27 protein-coding genes and 3 pseudogenes are annotated in these 24,846 nt (G+C 69.1%); 18 read left to right on the plus strand and 12 right to left on the minus strand.

Annotation, left to right across the window (positions count from 1 at the left end):
- Positions 1-63: 63 nt before the first annotated feature.
- On the minus strand, positions 64-969 hold the full coding sequence (locus OIC96_RS48350; protein ID WP_330301730.1) for an NADP-dependent oxidoreductase: 906 nt from the start codon (positions 967-969) through the stop codon (positions 64-66).
- Positions 970-1,575: 606 nt separating this feature from the next.
- Here OIC96_RS48350 and OIC96_RS48355 point away from each other — a divergent pair.
- From OIC96_RS48355 to OIC96_RS48370, 4 genes and pseudogenes are all read left to right on the plus strand, one after another.
- Positions 1,576-1,794, plus strand: a pseudogene (locus OIC96_RS48355) (type II toxin-antitoxin system RelE/ParE family toxin); the annotation flags it as partial.
- A complete protein-coding gene (locus tag OIC96_RS48360; RefSeq protein WP_330301729.1) occupies positions 1,791-2,129 on the plus strand; it encodes an XRE family transcriptional regulator in 339 nt (112 codons plus the stop codon). The pseudogene OIC96_RS48355 and the gene OIC96_RS48360, both read left to right, overlap by 4 nt.
- Positions 2,130-2,812: 683 nt before the next feature.
- Positions 2,813-3,532, plus strand: coding sequence for a hypothetical protein (locus OIC96_RS48365; protein WP_330301728.1), 720 nt, complete (start codon positions 2,813-2,815; stop codon positions 3,530-3,532).
- A pseudogene (locus OIC96_RS48370) lies at positions 3,493-3,660 on the plus strand (hypothetical protein); the annotation flags it as partial. The gene OIC96_RS48365 and the pseudogene OIC96_RS48370, both read left to right, overlap by 40 nt.
- A 158-nt stretch (positions 3,661-3,818) precedes the next feature.
- On the opposite strand, the gene OIC96_RS48375 reads toward OIC96_RS48370, so the two are convergent.
- Positions 3,819-3,998, minus strand: a complete 180-nt coding sequence (locus tag OIC96_RS48375; RefSeq protein ID WP_330310430.1) for a hypothetical protein — start codon at positions 3,996-3,998, stop codon at positions 3,819-3,821.
- Between the two features lie 57 nt (positions 3,999-4,055).
- Positions 4,056-4,202, minus strand: a pseudogene (locus OIC96_RS48380) (transposase); the annotation flags it as partial.
- A gap of 23 nt (positions 4,203-4,225) precedes the next feature.
- Between OIC96_RS48380 and OIC96_RS48385 the strand changes: the two are divergent.
- The gene (locus OIC96_RS48385; RefSeq protein WP_330301727.1) at positions 4,226-4,906 is read left to right on the plus strand and encodes a hypothetical protein; all 681 of its coding nucleotides are present in this window, start codon (positions 4,226-4,228) and stop codon (positions 4,904-4,906) included.
- A 204-nt stretch (positions 4,907-5,110) separates the two neighbouring features.
- Here the strand turns inward: OIC96_RS48385 and tnpA are convergent, their stop codons facing one another.
- A complete protein-coding gene (tnpA, locus tag OIC96_RS48390) occupies positions 5,111-5,518 on the minus strand; it encodes an IS200/IS605 family transposase (protein ID WP_330301726.1) in 408 nt (135 codons plus the stop codon).
- Positions 5,519-5,608: 90 nt separating this feature from the next.
- Here tnpA and OIC96_RS50080 point away from each other — a divergent pair.
- A protein-coding gene (locus OIC96_RS50080) for an IS630 family transposase (RefSeq protein ID WP_443058509.1) occupies positions 5,609-6,702 on the plus strand; the annotation gives its coding sequence in 2 pieces (ribosomal slippage) (positions 5,609-6,088 and positions 6,091-6,702; 1,092 coding nt in all).
- Here the strand turns inward: OIC96_RS50080 and OIC96_RS48405 are convergent.
- Positions 6,699-7,079 carry a hypothetical protein gene (locus OIC96_RS48405; RefSeq protein WP_330301724.1) on the minus strand — a complete coding sequence of 127 codons (381 nt, stop codon included), beginning with the start codon at positions 7,077-7,079 and terminating at the stop codon, positions 6,699-6,701. The genes OIC96_RS50080 and OIC96_RS48405 overlap by 4 nt on opposite strands.
- A 408-nt stretch (positions 7,080-7,487) precedes the next feature.
- Between OIC96_RS48405 and OIC96_RS48410 the strand changes: the two genes are divergently transcribed.
- Positions 7,488-8,711, plus strand: a complete 1,224-nt coding sequence (locus OIC96_RS48410; protein ID WP_330301723.1) for an RNA-guided endonuclease InsQ/TnpB family protein — start codon at positions 7,488-7,490, stop codon at positions 8,709-8,711.
- Positions 8,712-8,767: 56 nt separating this feature from the next.
- On the opposite strand, the gene OIC96_RS48415 is transcribed toward OIC96_RS48410, so the two are convergent.
- Positions 8,768-9,439: a hypothetical protein gene (locus OIC96_RS48415; RefSeq protein ID WP_330301722.1), complete on the minus strand. Its 672-nt coding sequence runs from the start codon at positions 9,437-9,439 to the stop codon at positions 8,768-8,770.
- A gap of 71 nt (positions 9,440-9,510) precedes the next feature.
- Between OIC96_RS48415 and OIC96_RS48420 the strand changes: the two genes are divergently transcribed.
- The gene (locus OIC96_RS48420; RefSeq protein ID WP_330310429.1) at positions 9,511-9,927 is read left to right on the plus strand and encodes a hypothetical protein; all 417 of its coding nucleotides are present in this window, start codon (positions 9,511-9,513) and stop codon (positions 9,925-9,927) included.
- Here the strand turns inward: OIC96_RS48420 and OIC96_RS48425 are convergent.
- Complete coding sequence (locus OIC96_RS48425; protein ID WP_330301721.1) at positions 9,839-10,048, minus strand: Arc family DNA-binding protein; 210 nt, start codon at positions 10,046-10,048, stop codon at positions 9,839-9,841. The two genes, OIC96_RS48420 and OIC96_RS48425, sit on opposite strands and share 89 nt — an antisense overlap.
- Before the next feature lie 28 nt (positions 10,049-10,076).
- Between OIC96_RS48425 and OIC96_RS48430 the strand changes: the two genes are divergently transcribed.
- On the plus strand, positions 10,077-10,946 hold the full coding sequence (locus tag OIC96_RS48430; protein WP_330301720.1) for an RNA-guided endonuclease InsQ/TnpB family protein: 870 nt from the start codon (positions 10,077-10,079) through the stop codon (positions 10,944-10,946).
- A complete protein-coding gene (locus OIC96_RS48435) occupies positions 10,904-11,365 on the plus strand; it encodes a transposase (protein ID WP_330301719.1) in 462 nt (153 codons plus the stop codon). Before OIC96_RS48430 ends, OIC96_RS48435 begins: the two co-directional genes overlap by 43 nt.
- Before the next feature lie 157 nt (positions 11,366-11,522).
- On the opposite strand, the gene OIC96_RS48440 is transcribed toward OIC96_RS48435, so the two are convergent.
- Positions 11,523-12,428, minus strand: coding sequence for a LysR family transcriptional regulator (locus OIC96_RS48440; RefSeq protein ID WP_330301718.1), 906 nt, complete (start codon positions 12,426-12,428; stop codon positions 11,523-11,525).
- 138 nt (positions 12,429-12,566) lie between these two features.
- Here OIC96_RS48440 and OIC96_RS48445 point away from each other — a divergent pair, with 138 nt between their 5' ends.
- Together OIC96_RS48445 and OIC96_RS48450 are read left to right on the plus strand one after the other, a co-directional pair.
- Positions 12,567-13,385 carry a 3'(2'),5'-bisphosphate nucleotidase CysQ gene (locus tag OIC96_RS48445; RefSeq protein ID WP_330301717.1) on the plus strand — a complete coding sequence of 273 codons (819 nt, stop codon included), beginning with the start codon at positions 12,567-12,569 and terminating at the stop codon, positions 13,383-13,385.
- A gap of 41 nt (positions 13,386-13,426) precedes the next feature.
- Entirely contained in the window at positions 13,427-14,023 is a 597-nt protein-coding gene (locus OIC96_RS48450; protein WP_330301716.1) for an NADPH-dependent F420 reductase, read from the plus strand.
- A 304-nt stretch (positions 14,024-14,327) separates the two neighbouring features.
- Here OIC96_RS48450 and OIC96_RS48455 read toward each other — a convergent pair whose 3' ends face one another.
- On the minus strand, positions 14,328-14,516 hold the full coding sequence (locus OIC96_RS48455) for a hypothetical protein (RefSeq protein WP_330301715.1): 189 nt from the start codon (positions 14,514-14,516) through the stop codon (positions 14,328-14,330).
- 353 nt (positions 14,517-14,869) lie between these two features.
- Here OIC96_RS48455 and OIC96_RS48460 point away from each other — a divergent pair, with 353 nt between their 5' ends.
- Both OIC96_RS48460 and OIC96_RS48465 read left to right on the plus strand, forming a co-directional pair.
- Positions 14,870-15,292, plus strand: coding sequence for a hypothetical protein (locus OIC96_RS48460; protein ID WP_330301714.1), 423 nt, complete (start codon positions 14,870-14,872; stop codon positions 15,290-15,292).
- Between the two features lie 970 nt (positions 15,293-16,262).
- Positions 16,263-16,640, plus strand: a complete 378-nt coding sequence (locus OIC96_RS48465; RefSeq protein WP_330301713.1) for a transposase — start codon at positions 16,263-16,265, stop codon at positions 16,638-16,640.
- 188 nt (positions 16,641-16,828) lie between these two features.
- Here OIC96_RS48465 and OIC96_RS48470 read toward each other — a convergent pair whose 3' ends face one another.
- The gene (locus OIC96_RS48470) at positions 16,829-17,362 is read right to left on the minus strand and encodes a HEAT repeat domain-containing protein (protein ID WP_330301712.1); all 534 of its coding nucleotides are present in this window, start codon (positions 17,360-17,362) and stop codon (positions 16,829-16,831) included.
- 66 nt (positions 17,363-17,428) lie between these two features.
- Positions 17,429-18,976 carry a glycoside hydrolase family 32 protein gene (locus OIC96_RS48475; RefSeq protein ID WP_330301711.1) on the minus strand — a complete coding sequence of 516 codons (1,548 nt, stop codon included), beginning with the start codon at positions 18,974-18,976 and terminating at the stop codon, positions 17,429-17,431.
- Positions 18,977-19,153: 177 nt separating this feature from the next.
- Between OIC96_RS48475 and OIC96_RS48480 the strand changes: the two genes are divergently transcribed.
- Genes OIC96_RS48480 through OIC96_RS48495 form a run of 4 tightly spaced genes read left to right on the plus strand, consistent with a single transcriptional unit; the run spans position 19,154 to position 23,759 of the window.
- A complete protein-coding gene (locus OIC96_RS48480; protein ID WP_330301710.1) occupies positions 19,154-20,563 on the plus strand; it encodes an extracellular solute-binding protein in 1,410 nt (469 codons plus the stop codon).
- Positions 20,560-21,510 carry a carbohydrate ABC transporter permease gene (locus OIC96_RS48485; RefSeq protein WP_330301709.1) on the plus strand — a complete coding sequence of 317 codons (951 nt, stop codon included), beginning with the start codon at positions 20,560-20,562 and terminating at the stop codon, positions 21,508-21,510. Before OIC96_RS48480 ends, OIC96_RS48485 begins: the two co-directional genes overlap by 4 nt.
- A 15-nt stretch (positions 21,511-21,525) precedes the next feature.
- Entirely contained in the window at positions 21,526-22,380 is an 855-nt protein-coding gene (locus OIC96_RS48490; protein ID WP_330301708.1) for a carbohydrate ABC transporter permease, read from the plus strand.
- Positions 22,377-23,759: a glycoside hydrolase family 32 protein gene (locus tag OIC96_RS48495; protein WP_330301707.1), complete on the plus strand. Its 1,383-nt coding sequence runs from the start codon at positions 22,377-22,379 to the stop codon at positions 23,757-23,759. Before OIC96_RS48490 ends, OIC96_RS48495 begins: the two co-directional genes overlap by 4 nt.
- On the opposite strand, the gene OIC96_RS48500 is transcribed toward OIC96_RS48495, so the two are convergent.
- A complete protein-coding gene (locus tag OIC96_RS48500) occupies positions 23,722-24,786 on the minus strand; it encodes a LacI family DNA-binding transcriptional regulator (RefSeq protein ID WP_330309929.1) in 1,065 nt (354 codons plus the stop codon). The two genes, OIC96_RS48495 and OIC96_RS48500, sit on opposite strands and share 38 nt — an antisense overlap.
- Between the last annotated feature and the right edge of the window lie 60 nt (positions 24,787-24,846).

Below are 24,846 nucleotides of genomic sequence, written 5' to 3' on the forward strand. Positions count from 1 at the left end.
TGCGGTGATGAACAGATGGTGATCGGGAAAGCGGGGGCGTGGCGGAAGGAGAGGCGGGCGTGATCAGTCGACGGTTAGGACGAGCTTGCCCCGGACATGCCCGGCGTCGCTGACCTGCTGGGCCGCGGCGGCCTGGGCGAGCGGGTAGGCGGTGACGGTGGTGACGACCTTGCCGGTCGCGGCGTCCTGGGCCAGGGCGGCCAGGCCGGCGGCCGAGCGTTCCGGGGAACCGCTGGAGAAGGTGATGCCGAGCTGGTACGCGCTGAGGTCGGCGATGGTGACGATGCGCTCGGTGCCGCCGCGCAGGGTGATGGAGTCCTCCAGGGCGCCCTTTCCGGCCAGGTCGAACACCGCGTCCACGCCGTCGGGGGCGAGTGCCCGGACCCGCTCGACCAGGCCCTCGCCGTAGAGGGTCGCGGTGGCGCCGAGCGAGGTGAGGTAGTCCTGATTGGCGGGGCCGGCGGTGCCGATGACACGCGCTCCGCGGGCTGTGGCGAGCTGGACCGCCAGGGTGCCGACCGCTCCGGCCGCGCCGTGCATCAGTACGGTCTCCCCGGCGACGACACCCAGCAGGTTCAGGACCCGCTCGGCCGTCGCACCCGCCACTGGCAGCGCGACCGCGTGCTGCCAGTCGAGACCGGCGGGCTTGGGGGCCACGGTGGTGGCCAGCGCGTACTGGGCGTACGAGCCGGTGTCCGACCAGCCCAGCACCTCATCGCCCACCTTCACGTCCTGCACGCCCTCACCCAGGGCGTCCACCACGCCGGCGAGCTCGCCACCGGGGATGGCGGGCAGCGGCGTCGGGAACCTGGCCTCCAGGGCCCCGGAGCGGATCTTGCCGTCCAACGCGTTCAGCCCGGCCGCCTTGACGCGGACGCGGACCTGTCCGGGGCCGGGCTGCGGGACCTCGACGTCCGCCTCGTGCAGCACTTCCGTGCCTCCGAAACGGTCGAACAGGATGGCTTTCATGACGACTCCTCTCGTGTCACCACCCATTTAGGTGGCTGGACACATAATCAACGTAACAGCAAACATGTGGCTAGCCAAGTATTTGCTGTTGCTCGGGCTGCGCAAGATCGGTCGCGGTCGCGTCGGTCACCTCGGGGGGGGGAGAGAGGGGGAGGGGGCGCCCCGCAGGAGCGCGCGTTCCGTGGTCAAGGGCTACCTCGGCTGGAAGCTGGACGACCGGGCCGGCCGGACCCTAGCGGTGCGCGGCTTCCTTCTGGTTCGGGCCGGCGTTGACTCGCGGTTGGCCGCCCGGGCAACCTCCAGCTCCGCGTCCCTCTCTCCAGCCGCGCCAACAGCTCGGTGTTCGCCTGTTCCAGGCGGGAGACCTGGCGCCCCCCCGTACGGCCCGACCTGGTTGCGGAGTTCCCTGCCGCCGAGCGGTCGTCCAGGGCCAGTACCGTCACCCCGTCCGCTTCCTGTGCTTGCGCGACGACCTCACAGTCCAGCAGGCTTCGCCCTTCGGCAGCTGACAGAATCCAGGCCGCCCTTCTCGCGGAGCGTGTGGCCGAGCGCGCCTGAACGGCTCCTCGGTCAGGAGGGGCAGCGGCGCGTCGTTGGTTCGGCAGCTCGGTGCTGTCGAACCTCAAGGAGCTCCGCCCCGGCTCGGCAGGGCCGACTGAAGTGCGGTTGCTGTTCGTGTTCGACCCGGACCGCCAGGCCGTGATCCTGGTCGGCGGTGACAAGGCGGGCAACTGGTCCGGCTGGTATCGCGTCGCGGTACCTCAGGCGGAGCAGGCATACGCCGAGCATCTGAAGCGAATCGATGGAGAGGACGGGGCACGATGACTGATCACCTCAAGGACCCGCAGGCCGTCTCCTGGGGAGGCCTGGCCGAGGATTTCGCCTTCACTGATGCCGAAAAGGACCAGATCCAGAAGGGGGCGCAGGTGATGGTCCTGGCCTCCCGTGTGCACCGCCTCGCCGGGTTGCGGAAGCGGCAGCACACCACGCAGGTCCAGGTCGCCGAAGCCATGGGCGTCACCCAGGCCCGCGTCTCACGCATCGAGAAGGGCCAACTGGAGCGCAGTGAGGTCGACACCCTCGCTGCCTACGTCAAGGCGCTCGGCGGCAAGCTGAAGATCGTCGCTGACTTCGGTGATGAGACCTACGTCCTCGGCTGACCCGATCGGCAAGCTGTGACCCAGGTTCATGCGCAGTCCCGTGGGCAAGTTCGCCTCTTGACGTCAGGGACGAGGCTCCGCCCCGGGACCAGGGGTGGAGCATCGTCGCGTCGGTAAGAGAATCCGCTGTGCGAAGGTTCCGTTCCCTCAGCGGAACTGGGCGCGGACGCGCCTGCTGCTGTGGTGGGCGCCTGACTCAAAGACCCTCAGGGGCCATTGAGGGGCCACAAGGACAGGAAGGGATCGACAAGGACCGTACAGGGCTGACATCGATCAACCCGATTGACCTGCGGAAACGTCACAGATCGGCGTTGATCGACAAGGACCGCCAAGATCCCCAAAGGACTCATCATCCGTCGGCCGTGGGTTCGAGTCCCACCGCCCCACCTCGGTACTGCCCTGACCTGCGGAAACGCCTCTCTTGGGGTGCTGGAACGCGAAGTTGGGCTCAACGGAGAGAATCCGCTGCTCAACACTTTGGAGCGAGTCTCCGCCTGAGCTCGTCAGGAAGCAGAGGGGCTTCTGGGCTGCGGGAGCCGTCTGAGCGTCCCGTACCGGGGCGCAAGGCGCATGCATCGCTCGCCCCCGGCGGCCGATTCCTCTGAGCGGCGGGGCCCCGGCCCCCGTACGGCGAATGGGCGGGCCGGGTGGCGGTCACGTGGACGCCACGGTGGGATGGGACGATGAGTCGTCGGACGGTTCGCTGGGATCCCGAATTGCCCGCAGCGGCCGGTGCCGCGGCCATGGCCACCGGCATCGTGTCCGTCGGGCTCCAACTGGCCGGCCACCGGACGCTCTCATTGATTGCCCTCGCCGTCGACATGGCCCTGTGGCTCCTGCTCGCCACGGCTTTCACCAACGAGCTGCTCCGGCACCGGGACCGCTGGACCGCGCAGGCCGCCACCCCGCCCGCGCTCACCGCGGTGGCGGCCACCACCGTGCTGGGCACTCGGCTGTCACTCCTCGGGTGGCAGGAGGTCGCGGCGGCCCTGCTGGCGATGGCGGCGCTGGTGTGGCCATTGCTGCTGGTGGACGTCCTATGGCACGAGGGGCGCCGGATGCCGGGTGCCGTCTTCCTCATCTGCGTCGCCACTCAGGGACTTGCGGTGCTCTGCGGGAGGCTGTCCGCCGCGGAGGGCGGTACCTGGCTCGGCTGGGCGGCCCTGGTCTTCTTCTGCCTCGGCCTGCCGCTGTACGGGGTCGCGCTGGCCCATTTCGACTTCCGGCAGGTCTATGAGGGGACGGGCGACCAGTGGGTGGCCGGGCAGTGCGCTGGCCATCTCGGCCCTCGCCGGGTCGTACCTGACCGGTTCCACGCTGTGGACCGGGGGGCGCGCACACCGTGCTGCGGGCCGCCGCGCTGGTGCTCCTTGCCGTTTCCCTCGGCTGGTACGCCGTGCTGATGTGTGCGGAGATCCGACGGCCGCGCCACATGTACGGCATCCTGCGCTGGTCCACGGTCTTCCCGCTCGGCATGACCGCGGTGGCGTGCCTGTCCCTGTCCACGTCGGCCGACGTGGACTGGCTGGAGCCTCTGGGACGCGTCCTGCTGTGGATCGCGGTGGGCGCCTGGCTCCTGACGTGCGCCGCGCTGATCCGGATGCGCACCCGGGCGCGGCGAACATCACAGGGGCGAGGGCCGCCCCGAGCGCATACGAATATACCCGGCTTGTTGTCCGTTTCCGCAGGTCATGCGGCCTGTTCTGTTTGGAGGGTCACTTGGTCGCCGAGTTGGTTGAGCTGGCTCACCAGTCGTCGGGTCCGGCGGGTTCGGCCGGTGCGTTCGAGGAAGTAGCCGCCGCTGAGGTCGGCGTACTCGATGTCGTGGGCGAACGTGCGCCAGACCGCGATGAGGATGGAGTGTTCCACGACGACCAGGGCGCGTTTCTTGCCCCGGCGGTAGCCGATGCGTCGGTACCGGGCAGCGAGGCAGGTGTCCTTGGTGCGCGAGGCGCTGACGGCGGCCTGGCCGAGCGCCGCCTTCAGCCGTGGATCGCCGTGACGGGTCTTGCCGGTGGGCTGCCTGCCCGCGGACGCGTGGTTGCCGGGGCGGACGCCGACCCAGGCCGCGATCCGATCCCGAGCGGCAGCCGACCATGATCGGACACCACCCCTCCCATACGAACGATGCGAGCAATCCGCACTCCGAGGCCCGCTGGCCGATGGCCGGAGCCGTCATCGCCGCCGTGGTGTTGACTCTGGTGCTGCCTGACGACCTGCGCCTGGGACCCCGCTGGGCGCTCCCTCTCGTCGAAGGACTGCTCCTGGTGGCGCTGGTCGCGGGCGACCCCGTTCGGATCAGCCGCCGCTCGGATGCCCTGCGCGCAGTATCGATCGCCCTGGTCAGCGTGCTGATCTGCGGCGCCGTCTGGTCGACCGTCCGGTTGATCGACGACCTCATCAGCGGCGGGACCGAGACCAACTCCGCTTCCGCCCTGTTGCAGGCAGGCGGCAGCGTCTGGGCCTCCACCGTCCTCGCGTTTTCCCTGCTGTACTTCGAACTCGACAGTGGCGGAGCAGCCGCCCGGGCCCACCACATGCCCCCCACCCCCGCCCTCGCCTTTCCCCAGCACATGAGCCCCGAACTGAACGCCGCGCACTGGCGCCCCCGCTACATCGACTACCTCTACCTCGGACTCACCAACTCCACCGCCTTCAGCCCCACCGACGTCATGCCACTGGCCCCTTGGGCCAAGATCGTCATGGCCGTCCAGTCCCTCGTCTCCCTGCTCGTCCTCGGACTCGTCATCGCCCGAGCCGTCAACGTTCTCGCCTGACAACCCGCCGCGGCAGACCACCGCACGGCGAACCGCTACCGGGATTCATTCGTAGTGCTCCGGCCTTCAGGCCGGGGGTGAAGCGAATCTGATGGTGGCGACGCGGAGCGTCGCGGACTCTGGTCCGGCGGAGCCGGACGCCGCGTGTACACCACCGTGGCGCGGAGCGCCGCGATGACTGGTCGCAGCGGAGCCGGGCGATGCTCACACGCGCCGGTTCTGATGTTCGATGGACTGCTTGACCACGAAGAGTGGGGCACCGCCGACTGTGCCCGCGAAGCAGGAACCGGACCAGAGCTTGCTGGCGCGCCAGTAGTGGCGTACCAGGTCGGGGAATTCCTGGCGCAGACGGCGGGAGGAGACGCCCTTGAAGGAGTTGACGAGTTTGGTGACGGCGACCTTGGGCGGGAAGTTCACCAGGAGGTGGACGTGGTTGTCTTCGCCGTTGAACTCCACCAGCTCGCACCCGAAGTCCGCGCACACCGACCGCATGATCTCCTCCATGCGGGTCAGGTGAGTATGGGTGAACACCTTGTGCCGGAGCTTGGTCACGAAGATCAAGTGGACATGCGTCACGAAAACACAGTGCCGGCCAGTTCTGGTCTTCCGCATCCTGCCGGTAACCCAAGTGTCTAGAGATCTTTAACGGTGTGGGTTACGTGGGGTCGTGACGGTTGGTGGGGGCCGCGCTATGCCGGAGGGATGAGGTATCCCGATGGGGGTGGGCTGACGGCCGAGGAGCGCGATCGGCGTGAGCAAGTCCGGCTCGCGGCAGCTGACTTGATCGATGCGGGGGCCAGTGACCGGGAGGTGGCCCGGCGGTTCAGGGTGACCCGGATGTCGGCGAACCGCTGGCGCCGGGCTCTGGCTTCGGGCGGCCGCCAGGCGCTGGTCTCCAAGGGTCCCGGTGGCGCCCGCTGCAAGCTCGATGCCGGCCAACTACGTGCCCTGGAGGCGATGTTGGAGGCCGGGCCGGCCGCGTGCGGATGGAGTGACCAGTGCTGGACGCCGGCCCGCATCGGCGAGGTCGTGCGCCGCCGGTTCGGCGTCGAGTACACCCTGGCCGGGCTGGATCTGCTGCTGCACCGCATCGGCTGGAGCGTGCAGGTCCCGGCCCGGAAGGCCAGCGAGCGCAACGAGGCGCAGATCGCCGCCTGGAAGGACGAGCAGTGGCCCGTCATAAAAAGAGGGCGGCGGACCTGGGCGCCTGGCTCTGCTTTGAGGACGAGGCAGGTCAGGGCCTGAGGCCGCCCAAGGGCCGCACCTGGGGCCGCCGGGCCTGCACCCCGGTCGTGAAGGTCACCGCCGCGGGCACCAAACGGGTCTCCATGGCGGCGCTGATCTGCACGAAGGCCGGCCGCAGGCCACGGCTCATCTACCGCATCCACCTGGACCGCGGCCCCGCCAAAGGCCGGCGCAAGGGCTTCACCGAGACCGACTACGCCCGCCTGCTCGATGCCGCACACCAGCAGCTCGGCGGTCCCATTGTCTTGGTCTGGGACAATTTGAACACACACGTCAGCCGCACCATGCACGGTCTGATCGCCGCCCGATTATGGCTGACCGTCTACCAGCTGCCCCCGTACGCTCCCGAGTTCAACCCGGTCGAGGGCGTGTGGTCGCACCTGAAGAGATCACTGGCCAACCTCACCAAACACAGCCTCGATCAACTCACCACGTTGGTGAAGACGCGGCTGAAACGGATGCAGTACCGACCCCACCTCATCGAAGGGCTCATCGCCAAAACCGGACTCGACCTCCAACCACCGCAGCCTCAGCCGTTAAAGATCTTCTAGAGGGCGCCAGGCGGCAGCAGGCGTGGGGCGCGGATGCCGAGGATGCCGAAGACCTCATCCTTCGCCAGGCTGCGCAGTTCCGCCAGGAAGGCGGGGTCCACGTGGCCCTCCCTGGCCCAGATTCCGGCGAGGGACTCGGCGCAGCTCTGGGCCAAGTCGCTGCGGAAGTCCCCCGCCCGGATGGCCCGGATCAGGGCCGCCTCGACGAACGGACCGGAGAGGAACTCCAGAGCCGACGCCGCGTCGTCTTGCTCGTCCTCGCGCGCCGTGGGGTCTTCGATGAGGCGTACGAGCAGAACCGCGCGCTCTTCGTCCGGGATCTCCGGATCGCTCCATACCGGGCCCGGCGACGAGACCGCCGCCGCGTCCTCATTCACGCTGCGGGGCCGCTCCTTCCTGAACAGCCTGTCCAGCCAAGTCCTCATCTACGACAGATCCTCGATCCCGTCCACGATGCCGATGCCGACCACGCCACCGACGACACCTCCCAAGATCCCGCCGACCGCGGGTCCGACAGTCCGGAGGTCTGCCCCGAACCCGGAACCGCAACCCGCGCCCGCGAGGCCGCCCGCCGTGCTGACACCGTCGTGGAGGCCGCCTGGATCCGCTCGGTGCGGACACCACATCGTAGACGTGCAAGGCGACGGTCGCAGCGATCAGCAGCATGCCGCCGATCTTGGCGGTCGACTTCCCCAGAGCGATGGCTCCGCGCGGCATCCACAGCCCTTCCAAGGGGATGTGCTCCTTCGTAATCCCAGCCGTTAAAAATCTCTAGCGTGGCTGTCATGCAGCTTCGGTACGGCTTTCGCCTGTACTCGGATTCCGGCCAACGCGCCGCGCTGGCAAGGGCGTTCGGGTGCGCCCGCGTCGTGTTCAACGACGCCGTGCGCGCCCGCGAACACGCCCGCACAGCGGGCGAGGCCTTCCCGGCGGCCGGTGTGCTGTCGAAGAGGCTGGTCACCGAGGCGAAACGGACCGAGGCCCGCTCCTGGCTGGGCGAGGTCTCCGCCGTCGTGCTCCAGCAGGCGCTGCGCGACGCGGAGGCCGCCTACAAGAACTTCTTCGCCTCCCTCAAGGGCCAGCGGCAGGGCGCGAAGATGGGTGCGCCCCGCTTCAAGTCCCGCAAGGACAACCGGCAGTCGATCCGCTTCACGGCCAACGCCCGCTGGTCGATCACCGATTCCGGGCAGCTGAACCTGCCCAAGGTCGGGGCGGTGAAGGTGAAGTGGTCACGGACTCTGCCCACCCAGCCCTCCTCGGTCACCGTGATCAAGGACGCGGCCGGACGGTACTTCGCCCCGTTCGTCATCGACACCGACCCGGCCGCCGACGCCGCCCGGATGCCCGAGTCCGACCAGGCCATCGGCATCGACCTGGGGCTCACCCACTTCGCGGTCCTGTCCGACGGCACGAAGATCGACTCCCCGCGGTTCCTGCGCCGCGCGGAGAAGAAGCTCAAAAGAGCGCAGCGGGAGTTGTCCCGCAAGCAGAAAGGCAGCAAGAACCGCGAGAAGGCCCGCCTCAAGGTCGCCCGCGCCCACGCGAAGGTGACCGACGCGCGCAAAGAATTCCACCACCAGCTCTCCACCCAGCTGATCCGCGACAACCAAGCGATCGGTGTGGAAGACCTGGCGGTCAAAGGACTCGCGCGCACCAGACTGGCCAAGAGTGTGCACGATGCGGGCTGGGCGCAGTTCGTGGCCATGCTGGATTACAAAGCGGTCAGGTACGGCCGGACCCTGGTCAAGATCGGCCGGTTCGAGCCCACCAGCCAGGTCTGCTCGGAGTGCGGGGTCAAGGACGGCCCCAAGCCCCTGCACATCGGGTCATGGACCTGTGCCGCGTGCGGTGCGGTCCATGACCGGGACCACAACGCCGCGAAGAACGTGAAAACGGCCGCCGGACTGGCGGTTGCAGCCTGTGGAGCGCAGGTAAGACCAGGACTCGTCCTGGCACAGCGCGAAGAAACAGGAAGCCACGGATTCTCTCCCGAACCCCGTGCCGCGTAGCGGCACAGCAACGGACGAGAAGGCCAGAATCCTCGGGCTTCAGCCCGAGGAGCAAGTCAACACTCCACCTGGCCGCTCAACTCCGCCCAGGTATAGCTGTCCATACTGTCGTGAGGGCCGATCCTGGAGAGTTCCGAGCCATCGCACCCCACAGCGACGATGAGCGGTCGTATCCCCCCGCGGCCCGTGGATGGGGACTTCCAGACCACGACGAGCCTGCCTTGCCTGGGCACCTCGATCCGTCGGTCGCCGAGGAGGAGATGATCCACCTCGGCCGCCACCCGGAGTTCGCTGGACCCGACCCATGAGCCCATCCCGCTGGAGTCCGGATGACGATGCCGCAGGCGATCAGCATGACTCAGGCAACCTGCGCCTCCGCCGAGCTCGATCATGCCGACCTGCCCCGGCTGGCCCACCGCCAGCCTCTCGGCTGGCAGATCACCACCCAACGCACTCCCACGACCTGGGCACTGCCACTTCTCCCCGCAGCGCTCGATCAATGCGGTATGCGTCTCTTCTCCCGCGGATCCGGGACGCCAGACGAGCCAGACTGCGCCGACGCCTGCATCCAGGTCGATGTCCCCCGACACCAGGGTCAGCCACCGGCGAGGCAACCAACCGGGCTGCGACACCGTGCCGTTGATCACGCGCCGGACCACTCTCGGCAGAATGATCTCCATCCAACGGTCGATCTGGCGCATGCGACGCAACTCGGCACGAGTGGACATGTACACACGGTACCCAGCGGCGAAGCCCGTGACGACGGATCACAGCCTTGGATCACACTCGTTCAGGTGAAGTGCAGATAAGCACTGGCTCCCTGCGCGCCACCCTGGCCGCCTCCAAACCCGGCGGGCACCTCGTGGAACTCGGAACAGGAGTCGGCGCAGGCGCGGCTTGGCTCCTGCACGGCATGCACCCGGACGCCCGCCTCATCAGCATCGAGGCCGACGAAGCCGTCCAGGCCATCGCCACCAAACGTCTCGCCGCCGACCCCGGCGTCACCTTCGAGACAACCGACGAAGACCAGTGGCTGGACACCTACGAAGGCCCAGGCCTCGCGCTCGCCTACGTCGACTGCCGCCCGGGCAAGTTCCACCTTGCTTTCGGGCAGGGTGCCCGGTCCTTCAGGGCCGGGGTGAATGCCCGCTCCCGCGTAGCGGGGCAGGGGAAGCCGGATCGCCGCCGGGGCGATCCGGCGTTCCGGGAGAGATGACGCTGAGGCCGGCCTCGAGCAGGTGCAGCATCTCGGAGTTGAGGGACCGCCGGTCGGTGTCTGCCTGGTCGGTCAGCCGTTGGTGGAGTTCTTCGGGGAGACGGAGCGTGAACTTGACCATGCCGTCATTCTGCCGCCATTATGACGGCATGTCACGTTTCCGGATGTACCCGACGGGCGAGCAGGCGGGCATCATGCTCGATCACCGCGCGCACGCCCGGTACGTGTGGAACCTCGCCGTGGAGCAGCATTCGCACTGGTACCGGGGCCGCAGGGCCGCGCCCGGCTTCGCGGAGCAGTGCCGCCAGCTCACCGAGGCCCGGCGTGACAACGAATGGCTGCGTGCGGGTAATGCTGATGTGCAGCAGCAGGCCCTGAAGGACTTCGCCCAGGCCAAGAACGCCCGCTTCACCTCCGGCTTCGGTGAGCCGACGTGGCGCAGGAAGTACGTGCACGAGGGATTCCGGGTCATCGGCACCGACCGGGTTGGGGAGTTCGAGGTGGACGGGTCGCCGAAGCTGAACCCGAAGACGGGCAAGCAGGTCATGGGCCGCTCGGTAGTCGTGCAGAAGCTGAACCGGCGGTGGGCTCAGGTCAGGGTGCCCGGCTGTGGGTGGGTGCGCTTCAGGCTCACCCGCGCCGGGCTGCCGAAGGCGAAGACGTTCCGCGTCACCTTCCGAGGCGGTCAGTGGCACATTGCGTTCGCCGTCATCCCCGAGCCGATCGATGCCCCGGGCGCAGGCGAGATCATCGGTATCGACCGGGGCGTGAAGATCACTGCCGCTCTGTCGGACGGGCGGAAGCTGAACTGCCCGCAGCTCACGGTCAAGGAGCGGGCCCGGATCCGCAAGCACGAGCGGCGGGCAGCTCGCGCGCCGAAGGGCAGCGAGCGGAAACGGCCGAGTACGTCAAGGTTGCCAAGCTCAAGGCACGCGAAGCTGACCGGCGCAAGGACTGGTGCGAGAAGACCAGCACCATGCTCGCCCGCACCTATGACCTGGTGCGCTTCGAGAAGCTGAACATCAAGAACATGACCGCCTCCGCGAAGGGGACGGTCGAGAAGCCCGGCAAGAACGTCAGGCAGAAGGCCGGGCTGAACCGGGCGATCCTCGCCCAGGGCTGGGGCCTGCTCCGGCAACGCACGGAGCACAAAGCCCCTGGCCGGGTCGAGGACGTACCCGCCCCCTATACGAGTCTGCGGTGCAGCGCCTGCGGATGGATCGAGAAGAACTCGCGCAAGAGCCAAGCCGAGTTCGTCTGCGTGTCCTGCGGGTTCACCTGCAACGCGGACACCAACGCAGCAGTCAACGTCGCGGCAGGACAGGGCGGGATTCCCCGCCCCCGGCGCTCAGCCGGTGCCGGAGGGATGACAGCGGCCACCAGCCGTTCGAGCGTCCGTGAACCTCAACCCGCCTGGGTTGGAATCCCCCTCTTTTAAGAGGGGGAGGATGTCAAAGATCCGCGATTGTGAGCCGCAGGCGTCGGTCTGGCCGCCTCCACGGCCAGCACCCGCACGGACAAGCCGCTGCTGACGTTCAAGCAGATCGCCGTGGTGGTCGCGTGGATGTAGGGGTGAAGCGGCCGGACGGCGCCGACTACGACGCTCCGCACAGGGCCAGCGCGGTTCGCGCCAGCCCGCGCAGCCAGGCGTGGGCGTGGTCGGTGTCGTAGCGCTGATGCCACGACAGGTATATCGGTGCCGACGGCAGTTCGAGCGGGAGGGGGAGCACGACCAGGCCGAGGTCGGCGACCGCGGACCGCGTGGTGGCTTCGGGGACGCTGATCAGGAGATCGGAGCCGCGCGCGAACTCCAACGCGGCCGCTTCCGTGGGCGCGGTCGCCACCACGCGGCGGGTGAGGCCGAGCCGCGCGAGGGCGTCGTCGAGGGCATTGCTGAGGTTTCCACGTCGCGAGACGGTGACGTGCTCAGCGGCGGCGTACCGCTTTGCGGTGACGGTCCTGACGCGGGTGAGGGGGTGCCCCTGCCTCACGACGATGACGAGGCGGGTCTCGCCCACGTTCTCGGCACGGATGTCCGGTGCGCTCGGGCGGTTGGCGTTCGCCTCCAGGTCGACCTCGCCGCGCCGCAACTCGGGGGTGTCGATGCTCGATTCGGCGACGAAGCGCAAGCGCACGCCCGGGGCCTGTTCGCGGACAGCCGCGAGCAGTGCGGGGCCGCTCAAGGCGACCAGGGAATCGTGCCAGCGGAGTGTGAACGTGCGCTCCAGCGTTGCCAGATCGAGTTCACGGCTCGGTGCCAGCACCCCGTGGACCTGGTGCAGCAGCTCGTGCACCTGTTCCCGGACGGCGATCGCATACGGCGTCGGGGTCATCGTGCGGCCGGTGCGCACCAGGATCTGATCTCCGGTGGTGCGCCGGATTCGGCCCAGACTCCGGCTCATCGCGGGGGCGGTGACGTGCAGGCGCGCGGCGGCCCCGGCCACACTCCCCTCCTCAAGGAGTGCGTCGAGCGCGGTGAGCAGGTTCAAATCCAATTGCATGTGAGTAATCCTAGCCGTGCTTGACATGCATTTGAAGTTAATGACGGGGCTCTATACCTTCGAGAGCAGAGCGCAAGACGGAACGCACAGCTCGATCCGACCGGCCTCAACACCCCTTCCTCACACGGGAGTACCGCCATGTCCGAAACGCTTCAGACCACTGACCTCGCCGCCTCCGACGCCGACCTGCTCGGCCAGACCGCGATCGCCGTGCGCGCGGCTGGTTCGGCGCTGCGCGAGCGCTTCGGCGAGGTGGTCCGCTACCAGACCCGCGAGGAGCTGATGCGCGCGCTCGCCGCCAACGACGACACGGCCCTCGACATCCTGCGCCCCCGCCTCACGCGCCTGCGCCCGGACGCCGGCTGGGTGGAGGACGAACTGGACGGCGGGGCGCTGCCGCCCGGCGAATGGTGGGTCGTGGATCCGGCCGAAGGCAACGTCAACCACCTGCACGCCCTGCCGGAGTGGGCGGTGACCGCCACCCTCGTGCGTGAGAACCAGCCGGTACTCACCGCGGTCCACCTGCCGTTGACCGGCGAGACCTACACCGCGCTCACCGGCGCGGGCGCCCACCTCGACGGCCGGCCGCTGCACGTCTCCCAGACCGCGGACCTCGGCCTGAGCATCGTGGCCACCAGCCAGGCCCGGCCGGACGAGGACGAGAAGGTCGTGCGGCGCGTCGGCTCCTCGATCACCGCGATGCTCTTCGACGCGCTCGTCGTCCGCACCGCCGTGCCCGCGACCCTGCACCTGACGAACGTGGCCGCCGGCCGGATCGACGCCTTCTGGCAGTTCGCCGGCGCCCGCGCGGACCTGCTGCCCGGGGCGCTGCTCGTCACCGAGGCCGGCGGACAGATCTCCGACGCCGAGGGCCGCCCCTGGACCCCGCAGAGCGAGAGCTTCCTGGCCGCCGCGCCCGGCGTCCACGCCGAGGCCGTCGCCACGCTCTCACGCTGACCGCGCACCACAACCTGCACGCACGGAAGGACCAGATCATCATGACCACGATCGCAGTACTCGGAAACGGCCGCGTCGGCGGCAACCTGGCCACAGCCCTCATCCGGGCGGGGCATGAGGTGACCGTGGCGGACCGCGCGCCGGGCGCCGCCGCCGGCGCTGCCCGGACGGCCCGGATCGTCATCAACGCCACCCCGGGCGCCGGCTCGCTGGAGCGGCTCGTTGCCCTGCGCGAGGAACTGCGCGACAAGATTCTCGTCGACGTCTCCAACGCCACCGTCGACGGACCGGACGGACTGCCCGCCGACCTGATCTACCCCGGCTCGAGCCTCGCCGAGCAACTCCAGGAAGCGCTCCCCGAAACGCGCGTCGTCAAGACACTCAACACCATGCTCTTCCCGGTGATGACCGCGCCGGCCACGCTCACCCAGGCGCCCGACGCCTTCCTCTCCGGCGAGGACCCGCAGGCCAAGCAGACCGTCCGTGAACTGCTCATCAACCTCGGCTGGCGCAAGGAGTGGATCACTGATCTCGGCGGGATCCAGACCGCCCGCGCCACGGAGGCCGCAATACTGTTCGTACCGCACGTGATTCGGTCCAGCGGATTCGCGCCCTTCGCGATCTCGATCGCCCGCTGATCCGCACACAGTGCACCGCCCTCGGCGGGCCCACATCCAGAACGGATACGACAGCGCAGCCAGGGCCGTCGATTCAGCGCCGGACGGCGACCCGTGGCCACCCTTCCCGGGGCCGTCGGCCTCGCACCGAGGAATCGGCCCATCTCACGGCGGACGCGCTTGCGGAGCTGGTCGCGAATCTGCCCGCCGATACCCGCGACGGCCGCCGGCACCGGCCTCACACTCGCCGATCCAAGTGCGTGTGCATGGTGCCGGCGCCGGACGGCATCACGCTGCCGCTGAAGTAGTGACCTGGCATCGATGGTCACGCTGCCTGGCCGTAGCCGTCCGCGCCGGGGCCGTCGCCGCGCAGCGGGCTGAAGTCGACGTCCTGGTGCGGGTCGTACGCCTCGGGCTCAAGGTCGAGTTCGTGGGTGGAGTACTCGCCGAAGCGGCGGATGTGCTCGGTCACGTACGGCGAGATGTGGGCCAGGTCCGACCCGCCTCCCGGCACGCCCGGACCCCCACAGCAGTGCCCCGCGGGATGTCGCCCACCCCTTCGACCGCCCTTCCTCCGCCGTACCCCCCCGAGACGATGCATCGACAGGTGGGAAAGACCGCCACACGGTGACCCACCGGCGGGGCCAGGCTCGCCTTGAAGTTTCCCCGTGATCTTGGGCACGTTGTTGTTACGCCGCGAGGGCTTGGTCTTGCCGGTAGCGGAGGCGTGTTTCGTGGGGCGTGAGGTAGCCCCCGTGGATGTGCCTGCGCAGGCGAGGGCTTCGATCGTGTCGGGACCGGAGGTGAGGGTGGGATGATCCTGTCCTCTCCGGTACGCCTGGCGACGCCACGTTTACCGGATCACCGGTGACCGACGAGGAAGACGAAGGATCGATGACGCTGAACGTGGGTCAACGGGTGCGGCTGGCGGCGGATCTGCGGTTGGCCGGATCGGTGACCCCGGCCGGGGAGCCCCCGGAGGAGACGGGTGCCTTCGCCGTCTCTGTGGCCCTGGCAGCAGGCATCGAGGGCACCGTCGAGCGTGTGGACGAGCATCACCGGCAGCAGAGCCACGAGGTCCGTGAGTACCTGCGCCTCAAGTCGCTCCTCGACGACTTCGGCCACCAGATGCCGTCGGCGAGCAGAGAGCAACTGGAGGAGCAGGTGGGGGCCTTGGAGGAGCAGTGGGTCGCCTACCAGCGACGGATGCTCCGCGTCACGGTCCGTGTCCGGCTCGACAACGGATTCGTCCTCGACGACGCCCCCGAGGAGGCTTTCGCCTCCGCCTGACCAGGCGTTGCGGCGCTCCCTTTCCGCGTGCCGGCCTGTCAGCCGGGCAGGACACCCGGATTGAGGATGTGGTGCGGGGTGAGACGGTTCTTGGCGGCTCGCAGCGCCGGTGCGAAGGGTTCGGGGGCTGGAGGTCGAAGGCGGGACGGTGGTCGCGGCCGTCGTCACGCTCGATCGCTCGGCGGGCCGGCTGTGCCCGTCGTCTCCGCGAGACGGTGTTCGAGGCTGCCGCGACGTTGGACCTGCACGGCATCCTCGGCCCCATGCTGGAGGAGACCAGCGCCCCGACGACGAACGACCCTTGTGGGGCGGTCCGTAGGACAGGCAGATCGCTTTGCTTGCATCCGCGTCCTCGCGTGCGGGCGCTGTCCGGTGGTCGTGCAGTGATGCCGACGGCCCCCGGTGTCCCGGTAGTGGCTTGACCTGTGCTGACGGTTCGGGTGTGTCAGCGGGTGCTGTTGGCGAGGGCTGCGGTGCAGCCGCCCGCTGCCTCCAGTTCGCGTGGGGATCCGAGGAAGATCTTCCGCGAGGCGTGGAGGACGATCGCGGTGTCGCAGGACGCTCGGACCGCGAATGAGGACTGGCGAAGCGCGAGTCGACACCTCTTATTCCACCCCACAAGGGCTGGATGATCTGGGCGGTCAGGGCCGCAAGCGACGGATCACCGAGGAGGAACGGTCGAGGATCGTTTCCCTGGTCAAGACTGTGCCGCCGGGGCGGCTGCGGTGGGAGCCGGTCGGGGAGCTGTGGGCCTTCGACGAGTCCGGGCCACCCGAGTGGACTCTGGATTCTCTGGCCGCGGCGGCGCGGGCCGCAGGGATCGAGGTGAGGCGCTCGCAGGTCAGGCGTATCTTGCTCGCCGAAGGCGTGTGCTGGCGCCGCCCCCGGTCCTGGACGCGCTCGAAGGACCCGGACTTCGTCCCAAAAGGACACGGATCATCGGCCTCTACACCCGCCCGACGACGCGACGGTGATCTGCGCTGACGAGCTGGGGCCAGTGATCCGGCGGACCTTCCTGCCCGCACCCGCCTGGTCACCCGACGGGCACCGGGTCAAAGCGGAACTCGACTACAGCCGCGGTCCCGAGGAAACCTGGGTCTACGGCGGTCTGCGACCAGCGGACGGTCAGGCAGTCACGATGACCGCTTCCTCCCGCAACAGCGTCTTCTACCAGCAGTTCCTGCAACTGCTCGAGGACGCCAATCCGGACGGGGAGATCTGGATCGTCACCGACAACCTGTCCAGTCACAACAGCGTGTCCACACGGACCTGGCTCGAGGACCATCCCCGCATCCACCACACCTTCATCCCTGTGGGCGCGTGCTGGCTCAACCTGCAGGAAGGCTGATGGCGCATCTTCCGCAAGGCCGCCCTCGCCGGCCAGTCATTCGGCAACCGCGACGACATCGACCAGGCCACCGCCCTGGCGACCGACCAGCTCAACGCCCATGCCAACCCCTGGATCTGGGGCAGGCCCGCACCGCCAACCCGCTCACTACGGCGCCGATACGTGTACACCGTTTGAGGAACCCAGCATTAGACGCCCTTGGGAGCAGTGCGGCGGTGAATGGGACCGCCGGGCGTGTACCAGCCCGCCTTCTTGCGCACGGCCGGGGACGGATCCTCGTCGCGGGAGCGGAGCAGCGCGGCGACGGCGTCCGCGTCTTCGTGCACCCACAGTCCTAGGAGTTCGGCCGCTCTCATCCTGACCTGCGGGTCCACGTCCTCCTGGAGGAGACGGACGGCGCGCGGCAGAAGCCGGACGCGGTCGGGACGGCAGGCATCCGCGTCCGGCTTGCACCGCAGACAGGAAAGGGCGTGCAGGGCTGCCACCCGCACCCGGGCGTCGGGGTCGTCGAGCCTCGCGATCAGCTCGTCCATGGCCTCCGGGGCGAGCAGTTCGTCCAGCAGGTTGCAGCACTGCTCCCGTACCCGTGGTTCGGGGTGGGTCAGTCCGCGCCGGATGGCCGAAAGAGCCGCGGGGCCGCGCCGCAGGAGTGCCCGGAAGGCGTCCGGGCGGCGTGGCTCGCTGCCCAGCGCGTCGATGAGTACGCCGTCTTCGACCGTCACGGACCAAGCGTGCGCGCTCGCGGCCTTCGACCCCAACTCCTTTTTGAATGCGGCGAGTTCAGGACCTCACACGGTGAACTCCCGTATCACTGTGTTCCGGAACACCGCCGTGCCCCCGATCGAGAACAGCGCGAGCCCCGTGTCGATCAGATACGGGAACGCCTCCGCGGAGTGCACGTACCGGCCGTCGTCGATGAACATCTCGACGGACGTGCGGTCGACCAGGATCCGCAGCCTCACCGTGCGGGCCGACGGGTCGAAGGGGCTGTGACTCTCCTGCCACTTACCGGAGTTGTCGGGGTTGACGGTGGTGCGGCGGTTGACGAACGCGAAGTCGTCGTAGATCCCGGCGTCGATGTGACGCCCCCCGTCGGGAGAACGGCGCAGCTGGAGGCCGGCGCCGGTCACTCTGTCCCAGGTGATCTCGGTCGTCACCTCGTAGGACGTGCCGGTGTAGTCGAGGACGCGGGTGCCGTCGACCTCCAGGTCGCCCAGGTCCACGGTGCGCGAGACGTGGTCGTCCAGGGCGGAGACCGGGCGCGAGGCAAGGTAGTACGTCCCGTTCGAGGCCCGCTTCAGGGTGATCTCTCGGACGATCGAGTCGGTGCCGTTGAAACCGTCGCAGTCGATGGTGGGGGTGGTGTTGGCGTAGTCCCAGTTGTTGAGCCAGCCGATCGCGTGCCGGACGGAGGGATCAACCGAACCGTCGTCCCGGCGCTTCTCGAACGTGACGGCCCCGTACCAGTCCCACCCGTGGTCGAGCCACTGCGGATCGCTCGCGTCGGCGGTGAACGCGGTGCCGTCGAAGGAACCGGTCCAGTACGCGTACGTGTTGGGCAGCCCGGCCGCTTTGCCGTTGGCGCTCGCGCCCAGCACCCACTTCGTCGTGCCGTCGTCCGCGGTGCTGCGGAACAGGTCGGGGCACTCCAGGACGCCGAGGCCGTCCTTGATGAATCCGCCGGCGTACGTCCAGGACTTCAGGTCCGCCGAGTGGTAGAAGCCGATCTTGTTGTTCTCGGCGAGGGCCATCACCCAGCGACCGTGTTCCTCGTCACGGACGACCTTGGGATCGCGGAAGTCGGGCACGCCGGGGTTGGCCAGCACCGGGTCGGTGCCGTGGTTGCGGAAGGTGCGGCCGCCGTCGGTGGAGTAGTACAGGTACTGCGCCTGAGTGACCTCGTCGGGCGCCATGGTGGCGATGACGATCACCGCGCCCGCGCCGAAGCCGGCCGTGTTGTCGGTGTCGACCACCGCCGACCCCGACCAGACGTCGCCGCCCGCGGTGGTGTCCTTCGGCACGGCGATCCCGCGGTCGGTGAACGCGACCAGGTCGGTGCTGGTGGCCAGCCGCCAGGCGGTGCCCGCGGTCGTGCCGCCCGTCAGGTAGTCGGCGTTGTAGAGGTAGTAGTAGTGGTACTCGCCGTCGATCCACAGCGGTCGCTGCGGATCGTTCTTCCACTGGTCGGGGACCGTGAAGTGGTACGCGGCGCGGTAACTGGCGCAACCGGTCGCGGACTTGGGTTTCGCGGCGGCCGGGGGCGCGGCCTGCAGCAGCACGGCTGCCGCGCCCCCGGCCGATCCGGCGAAGAGCGCTCTCCTGGACATCCCACGCATCACACATCGTTCCTCTCGTCATTGAGCTCGTCGAGCTCGGAACGGCGGCTCATGGGGTCAGGACTGTGCGGCCTAACTCGTTAAAGGTCAAGGGGTGCACGACTCTTGACAGCGCCGTCGCGCACTTCCCATCATCTGGGGCATCAACCCTGAACTAACACGAGTTAGGCCCGTTGGATGACCGACTCGCACGTCTCCCGCCGCACGCTGCTGCGGTACGGCGCCTACGGCGCGGGTGCCGCCGCCCTGACCGGTACCGCAGCGAGCTGGGACCGGCTCACCGGAGCCGACATACCCGGCCGCGACGACGGGTCCCTCGTCGTCGCCACCCTCGGCCCCGCCTACGGGCCGGAGGCCATTCGCACCCTCACCGAGGGCTTCCGCGAGGTGCACCCCGACATCAAGCTCCGGATCAACGCGGTGCAGGCCGTCGACTGGTCGGACTTCTTCGCGAAGATCCTCACCCAGATCGCGGCGGGTACCGCCCCCGACCTCGTCTACGTCGCCACCGAGGGCGTCCAGCTCTTCGCCCAGCGCCTCGGTGTCGCGCTGGACCAGTGGGTGAAGCGGGACGCGGCCGAACTGCGCGAGTACTTCGCCGACGTCCATCCCTCGCTGGTGGAGTCGATGATGTACGAGGGCAGCCTCTACCAGCTGCCGGTCGAGTTCAACGCGGCCGACATGTACCTGAACAACCAGGTCCTGAAGCGGGCGGGCGCGAGCTTCCCCGCGGCCGACTGGACCCGCGACGACTTCACCGCGCTGCTGCGGGACATGAAGAAGTCCAGCGGCAGCCAGTTCACCCCGTACTTCTGGACCAACCGCCTGTGGGGCGGCGTGGTGCCCTGGCTCTTCGCCAACGGCACGAACCTGCTCACCGAGTCCAAGGCGCCCGGCGGCGCCTGGCTGTGGGACTCCTTCTACCCGGCCGCCGAACGGCAGGGCCGCGGGGGCGGCTTCCGGTGGACGACCCCGCAGGCCACACACGACCGCGTGGAGGAGGCGTACGACTATCTCGCCTCCCTCATCCAGGAGGACCTGTGCACCCGCCCCGAGGGCGGCAACGGCCAGAACCTCGTCGGCGTGTTCTCCACCGGCCGGGTCGGCGTGACGCCGGCCGGCGGCTTCTGGGCGGGCGGTCTGCATCTCGCGGGCATGCAGGCGGCCGACTACGACGTGCAGTACTTCCCGCGCTGGCGCACCCAGCGCATGCAGTTCGGCGCTGCCGGCTACGCCCTGCTGCGCACGTCGAAGCGGCAGGAGGAGGCCTGGGAGTTCATCAAGTACGCCGCCCGAAGGGACACCCTGATGCGGCTGTTCACGACCAACCAGACCACCCCGGCCCGCCGTTCGATGCTGACCGCCGACCGCTACCGGGAGACCGGCCCGAACCACTGGCAGACCTTCTACGACACCCTCGACAAGTTCCCCGACACCGGGCCGATCCCCGCGCCGCCGCAGGTCGCCGAGGTCGAGCAAGTGCTGCTCAAGCACACCGGAACCGCGCTCGCCGCACGGCGCTCGGTGGGTCCCGCGCTGCGCCGGATGCAGGGCGATCTGGAGAAGGCCATGGAGCGTGACGTATGACGAACACTTCGACTCCCGCCCGGACAAGGACGGTGGCTCCTTCGCCCGTGGCCCCCGCGCGGCCGTCCGCCCGCGACCGCGGCACCCGCCTGCTGGCCACTTTGTTCCTGGCCCCGACGATCGTCGGCATCGTTGTCTTCACGGTCGTCCCGATCGTCGGCTCGGTGGTGCTCAGCCTCTTCCACTGGAACGTGATCGACGACCCGAGCTTCGCGGGGGCCGCCAACTACCGCGAGATGCTGAGCGATTCGACCGTTCTGGTGTCCTTCCGCAACACGCTCGTGTTCATGGTGCTCGCGGTCGCCCTCCAACTGCTGATCGCGCTGGTGCTGGCGCTCGCGGTGAACGGGCGGATGCCGGTGTGGCTGCGCTCGGTGTTCCGTTCGGCGTTCTTCTTCCCGCTGGTGCTGTCCGCCGCGTCGATCTCGGTGGTGATGAAGTACCTGTTCAACCAGGACTTCGGTGTCGTCAACTGGCTGCTCGGGCTGATCGGCATCGCTCCGGTGCCGTGGCTCACCTCCGAGAACTCGGCGATGGCGGCGGTCATCCTCGTCTACGTCTGGCAGCAGTTCGGCTTCTCCTTCCTGCTGTTCGTCGGGGGCCTGAACAACATCCCCAAGGAGATCCACGAGGCCGCCTCCCTCGACGGCGCGACCGGTCTGCGCAAGCACCTCAACGTCACGCTGCCGCTGCTGTCACCCACCCTGCTGGTCGCGTCGGTGGTCGGCATCATCAACGCCCTGCAGGTCTTCGAACAGCCGTACGTCCTCACCAACGGCGGGCCCGGCGACTCCACCCGCACCGTCGTGATGGTCATCTACGAGAGCGCGTTCGAGCAGCTCCGCTTCGGCGAGGCGTCCGCGGTGGGCGTGCTGCTGTTCGTGCTGATCATGGCGGTCACCGCCCTCCAGTTCCGGCTCAGCCGGCGTTTCGTCCACTACCAGTGAGCCGGTGAATCCCCTATGACCCAAGCGACTTCGACCGTGAGCCGGGCCCGTCACTCGCTCGCTCCGTGGGCGCGGATCACCGGACTGGCGGTGTGCGCCCTGCTGACGCTCGGTCCGGTCATCTGGACCGTCTCCACCTCGCTGCGCACGCCGGCCGAGTCCTTCGACCTGCCGCCGAGGATCATTCCGACCAGCCCGACCCTGGAGTCGTACCGCGGGGTCTTCGACCAGATCGATGTGTGGCTGCTCGCTCTGAACTCCACACTCGTGACCGCTTTGATCGCGGTCGGCCAGATGATCACCGCAGGTCTCGCCGGTTACGCGTTCGCTCGTCTCGAATTCCGTTTCAAGAAGCCGCTGTTCGCACTGGTCCTCGCGACCATGATGGTCCCCTTGCAGGTCACGATCGTTCCGGTGTTCCTGGTGCTCAAGTCGATGAATCTGACCGACACGCTGCTCGGTCTGATCATTCCGGCGTTTCCGACCGCGTTCGGCACCTTCCTGATGCGCCAGTACTTCCTCGGCATGCCGAAGGACCTGGGCGAGGCGGCGATGCTGGACGGCTGCGGGCCCTGGCGCATCTTCCGCTCGGTCTACGCCCCGCTGGCCGCGCCCGGCCTCGCGATCGTCGGCGTGCTGGCCTTCAACTACCACTGGAACGAGTTCTTCCGGCCGCTGATCCTGGAGACCTCCGGCCAGAACTACACCCTGCCGCTGGGCCTCGTCTCCCTCCAGGGCAATCTCGGCACCGGCTCCATCTCGGTCGTCCTCGCCGGTGTCGTCCTTTCCATGATCCCCGCCGTCGCCGTGTTCGTCGTCGGCCAGCGCCCTCTGCGCGAGGGCATCACGTCCGCAGGAGTCAACCGTTGAAGCACGACCCCGACGCCCCGCGTTTCAGGGTCCGTCCGCCCGCCCACTGGATCAACGACCCGAACGGGCCCTTCCGCTGGCGCGACCGCTACCACCTCTTCTACCAGCACAACCCCGACGCCCCGCGCCACGAGAACATCCACTGGGGCCATGTCTCCAGCCCCGACCTCGCCCACTGGGAACACCACCCCGTCGCGCTCACCCCGACACCCGGCGGCCCCGACGAGGCGGGCTGCTGGTCCGGGTGCGTGGTCGACGACGACGGCGTACCGACCGCCGTCTACACCGGCATCGACCGCCACCACAGCGGCCTCGGCACCATCTGCCTGGCCCGGGCGGTCGTCCCGGACGACGAGACCCTCACCGACTGGAAGCCCCTGCCCACACCGGTCGTGACCGGCCCGCCGGCCGGCCTGGACGTCGTGATGTTCCGCGACCCGTTCGTCTTCCGCAGCGGTGGGCGGCGCTGGGCACTGGTCGGGGCGGGCCACGCCGACGGCGCGCCGTCGGTCCTGCTGTACGACTGCGACGACCTGGCCGACTGGCGGTTCGCCGGTGTGCTGCTCGACGGCAACGACCCTGTGGCGACGGACGTGTTCGGCGACAAGGCGGTCGGCTGGGAGTGCCCGCAGCTGTTCGCGACGGCGGGCGGGCAGTGGGTGCTCGTGGTGTCGCTGTGGGACGGCGACCCGATGGCCACGGGCTTTCTGACGGGCCGTCTGGAGCCGGACAGCGAAGGTGGGTTGCGGTTTGGGGCACGCACCGGCGGCCGGCTCGACCACGGGCGGGACTTCTACGCACCCGCCGTCCTCCAGGAGGCGGACCGGGCCCTGATGTGGGGCTGGTCCTGGGAGGCCCGTGAGCAGGGCGAGGTGGACGCTGCGGGCTGGGCCGGTGTCCTCACCGCGCCGAGGGTCGTGGACGTCCGTCCGGACGGCGCGCTGAGCGTCGTACCGGCTCCGGAGCTGCAACTGCTGCGCGCGGCCGAGCCGTTCGCCACCGCACCCGAACGCACCCCGCTGCCGCAGTCGTACGACCTGACGGTCACCGCCCGCACACCGACCACCGTCAGTCTGCTGCGCTCTGCCTCCGGCGCGGAGCTGACGATCCGGCTGGACCCGGACGAAGGCACCGTGACCCTGGATCGCAGCGACTGGCCGCGGACCCGGAGCGAGCAGTCGGCGCCCCTCGTCGTGCGGGCGCCCGCACGGGAGGTGCGCATCCTCGTCGACGGCTCCCTGTTCGAGCTGTTCGCCGACGATCGCGCCACCGTCACCGAGCGGATCTACCGACGTCCGGGCGACGTGCCCGAGCTCGTCGTGACCGGAGCCGGGGCCACCGTCATCGGATGGGAGCAGGTCCCACCGACGAGCGGCTGATCACCGGGCAGGCGAGACGCCGTACCGTCGCGGGCGGCGTCTTGCCGGTCTCGATGGCGTCGAGGAGGAGCCGGGTGGCCGCCTCGCCCATCGCCCGGTGCGGGAGGGCGACGGTGGTGAGGGGCGGGGACAGGAAGGCGGCCATGTGCTCCTGGTCGTCGTAGCCGACCACGGACAGCTCTTCGGGGACGGTGATCCCGAGCCGGGTAGCGGCGTGCAGTGCGCCCGCGGCGACGCGGTCGTTGTAGCAGAAGATCCCGGTGGGGCGGCGGTCGGCGGGCACGCCGTCGAGCAGCCGCAGCGCTCCCTCGTAGCCGCCGGAGATCTCGCCGCCGGTCCGCACGACCCACTCCTTGGGGACGGTGATCCCCTCGGCGCGCAGCGCGTCACGAAAGCCGCGCAGCCGCTCGACCGAGGCGACGTCATCGAGGCCGCCGACGTGGGCGATCCTGCGGTGCCCCTCGTCGAGGAGCAGGCGGGCGGCCGTACGGCCTCCGGCGCGTTCGGCGGGGATGACGGCAGGCAGCGAGTCGTCCTCGGGGACGCAGTTGGCGAGGACGGAGTGGGTGCGGTGCAGGCCCTCTGGAACGCGGACGCGGCGCAGGGAGAAGGCGGCGTAGATGATGCCGTCCACGCGTCGGTCCAGGAGCTCGGCGACCGCGGCGTCCTCCTTGGCGGGGTCGCCGCCGGAGTCGACGGTCAGGACGAGGTGCTCGTTGTCCCAGGCGGTGTCCATCGCGCCGCGCAGCAGCCGGCCGGCGAAGGGCGAGGAGGCGATCTCGTCGGTGACCAGGCCGATCACGGCCGTACGACGGCGGCGCAGGCCGCGGGCGACGGGGTCGGGGCGGTAGCCGAGCTGGGCGGCGGCCTGGCGGATGCGTTCCTGGGTGGCAGGCGAGAGGTTGCCCTCGGCCCGGCCGTTGAACACGAAGGAGACCGCGGTGTGCGACACACCGGCGAGCCGCGCAACGTCCCGGGACGTGGGGCGTCCATGGCCTGCCGGCTGCTTCTCCTCGGTGCTGCCCATGCCGTCCGCTGCCTTCATCCCCCGCCAGTTCCCCGCCCGTCCACTTGATCACTGCTCACC

Source organism: Streptomyces sp. NBC_00775, assembly GCF_036347135.1.
GTDB classification, from domain to species: Bacteria; Actinomycetota; Actinomycetes; order Streptomycetales; family Streptomycetaceae; genus Streptomyces; species Streptomyces lutosisoli.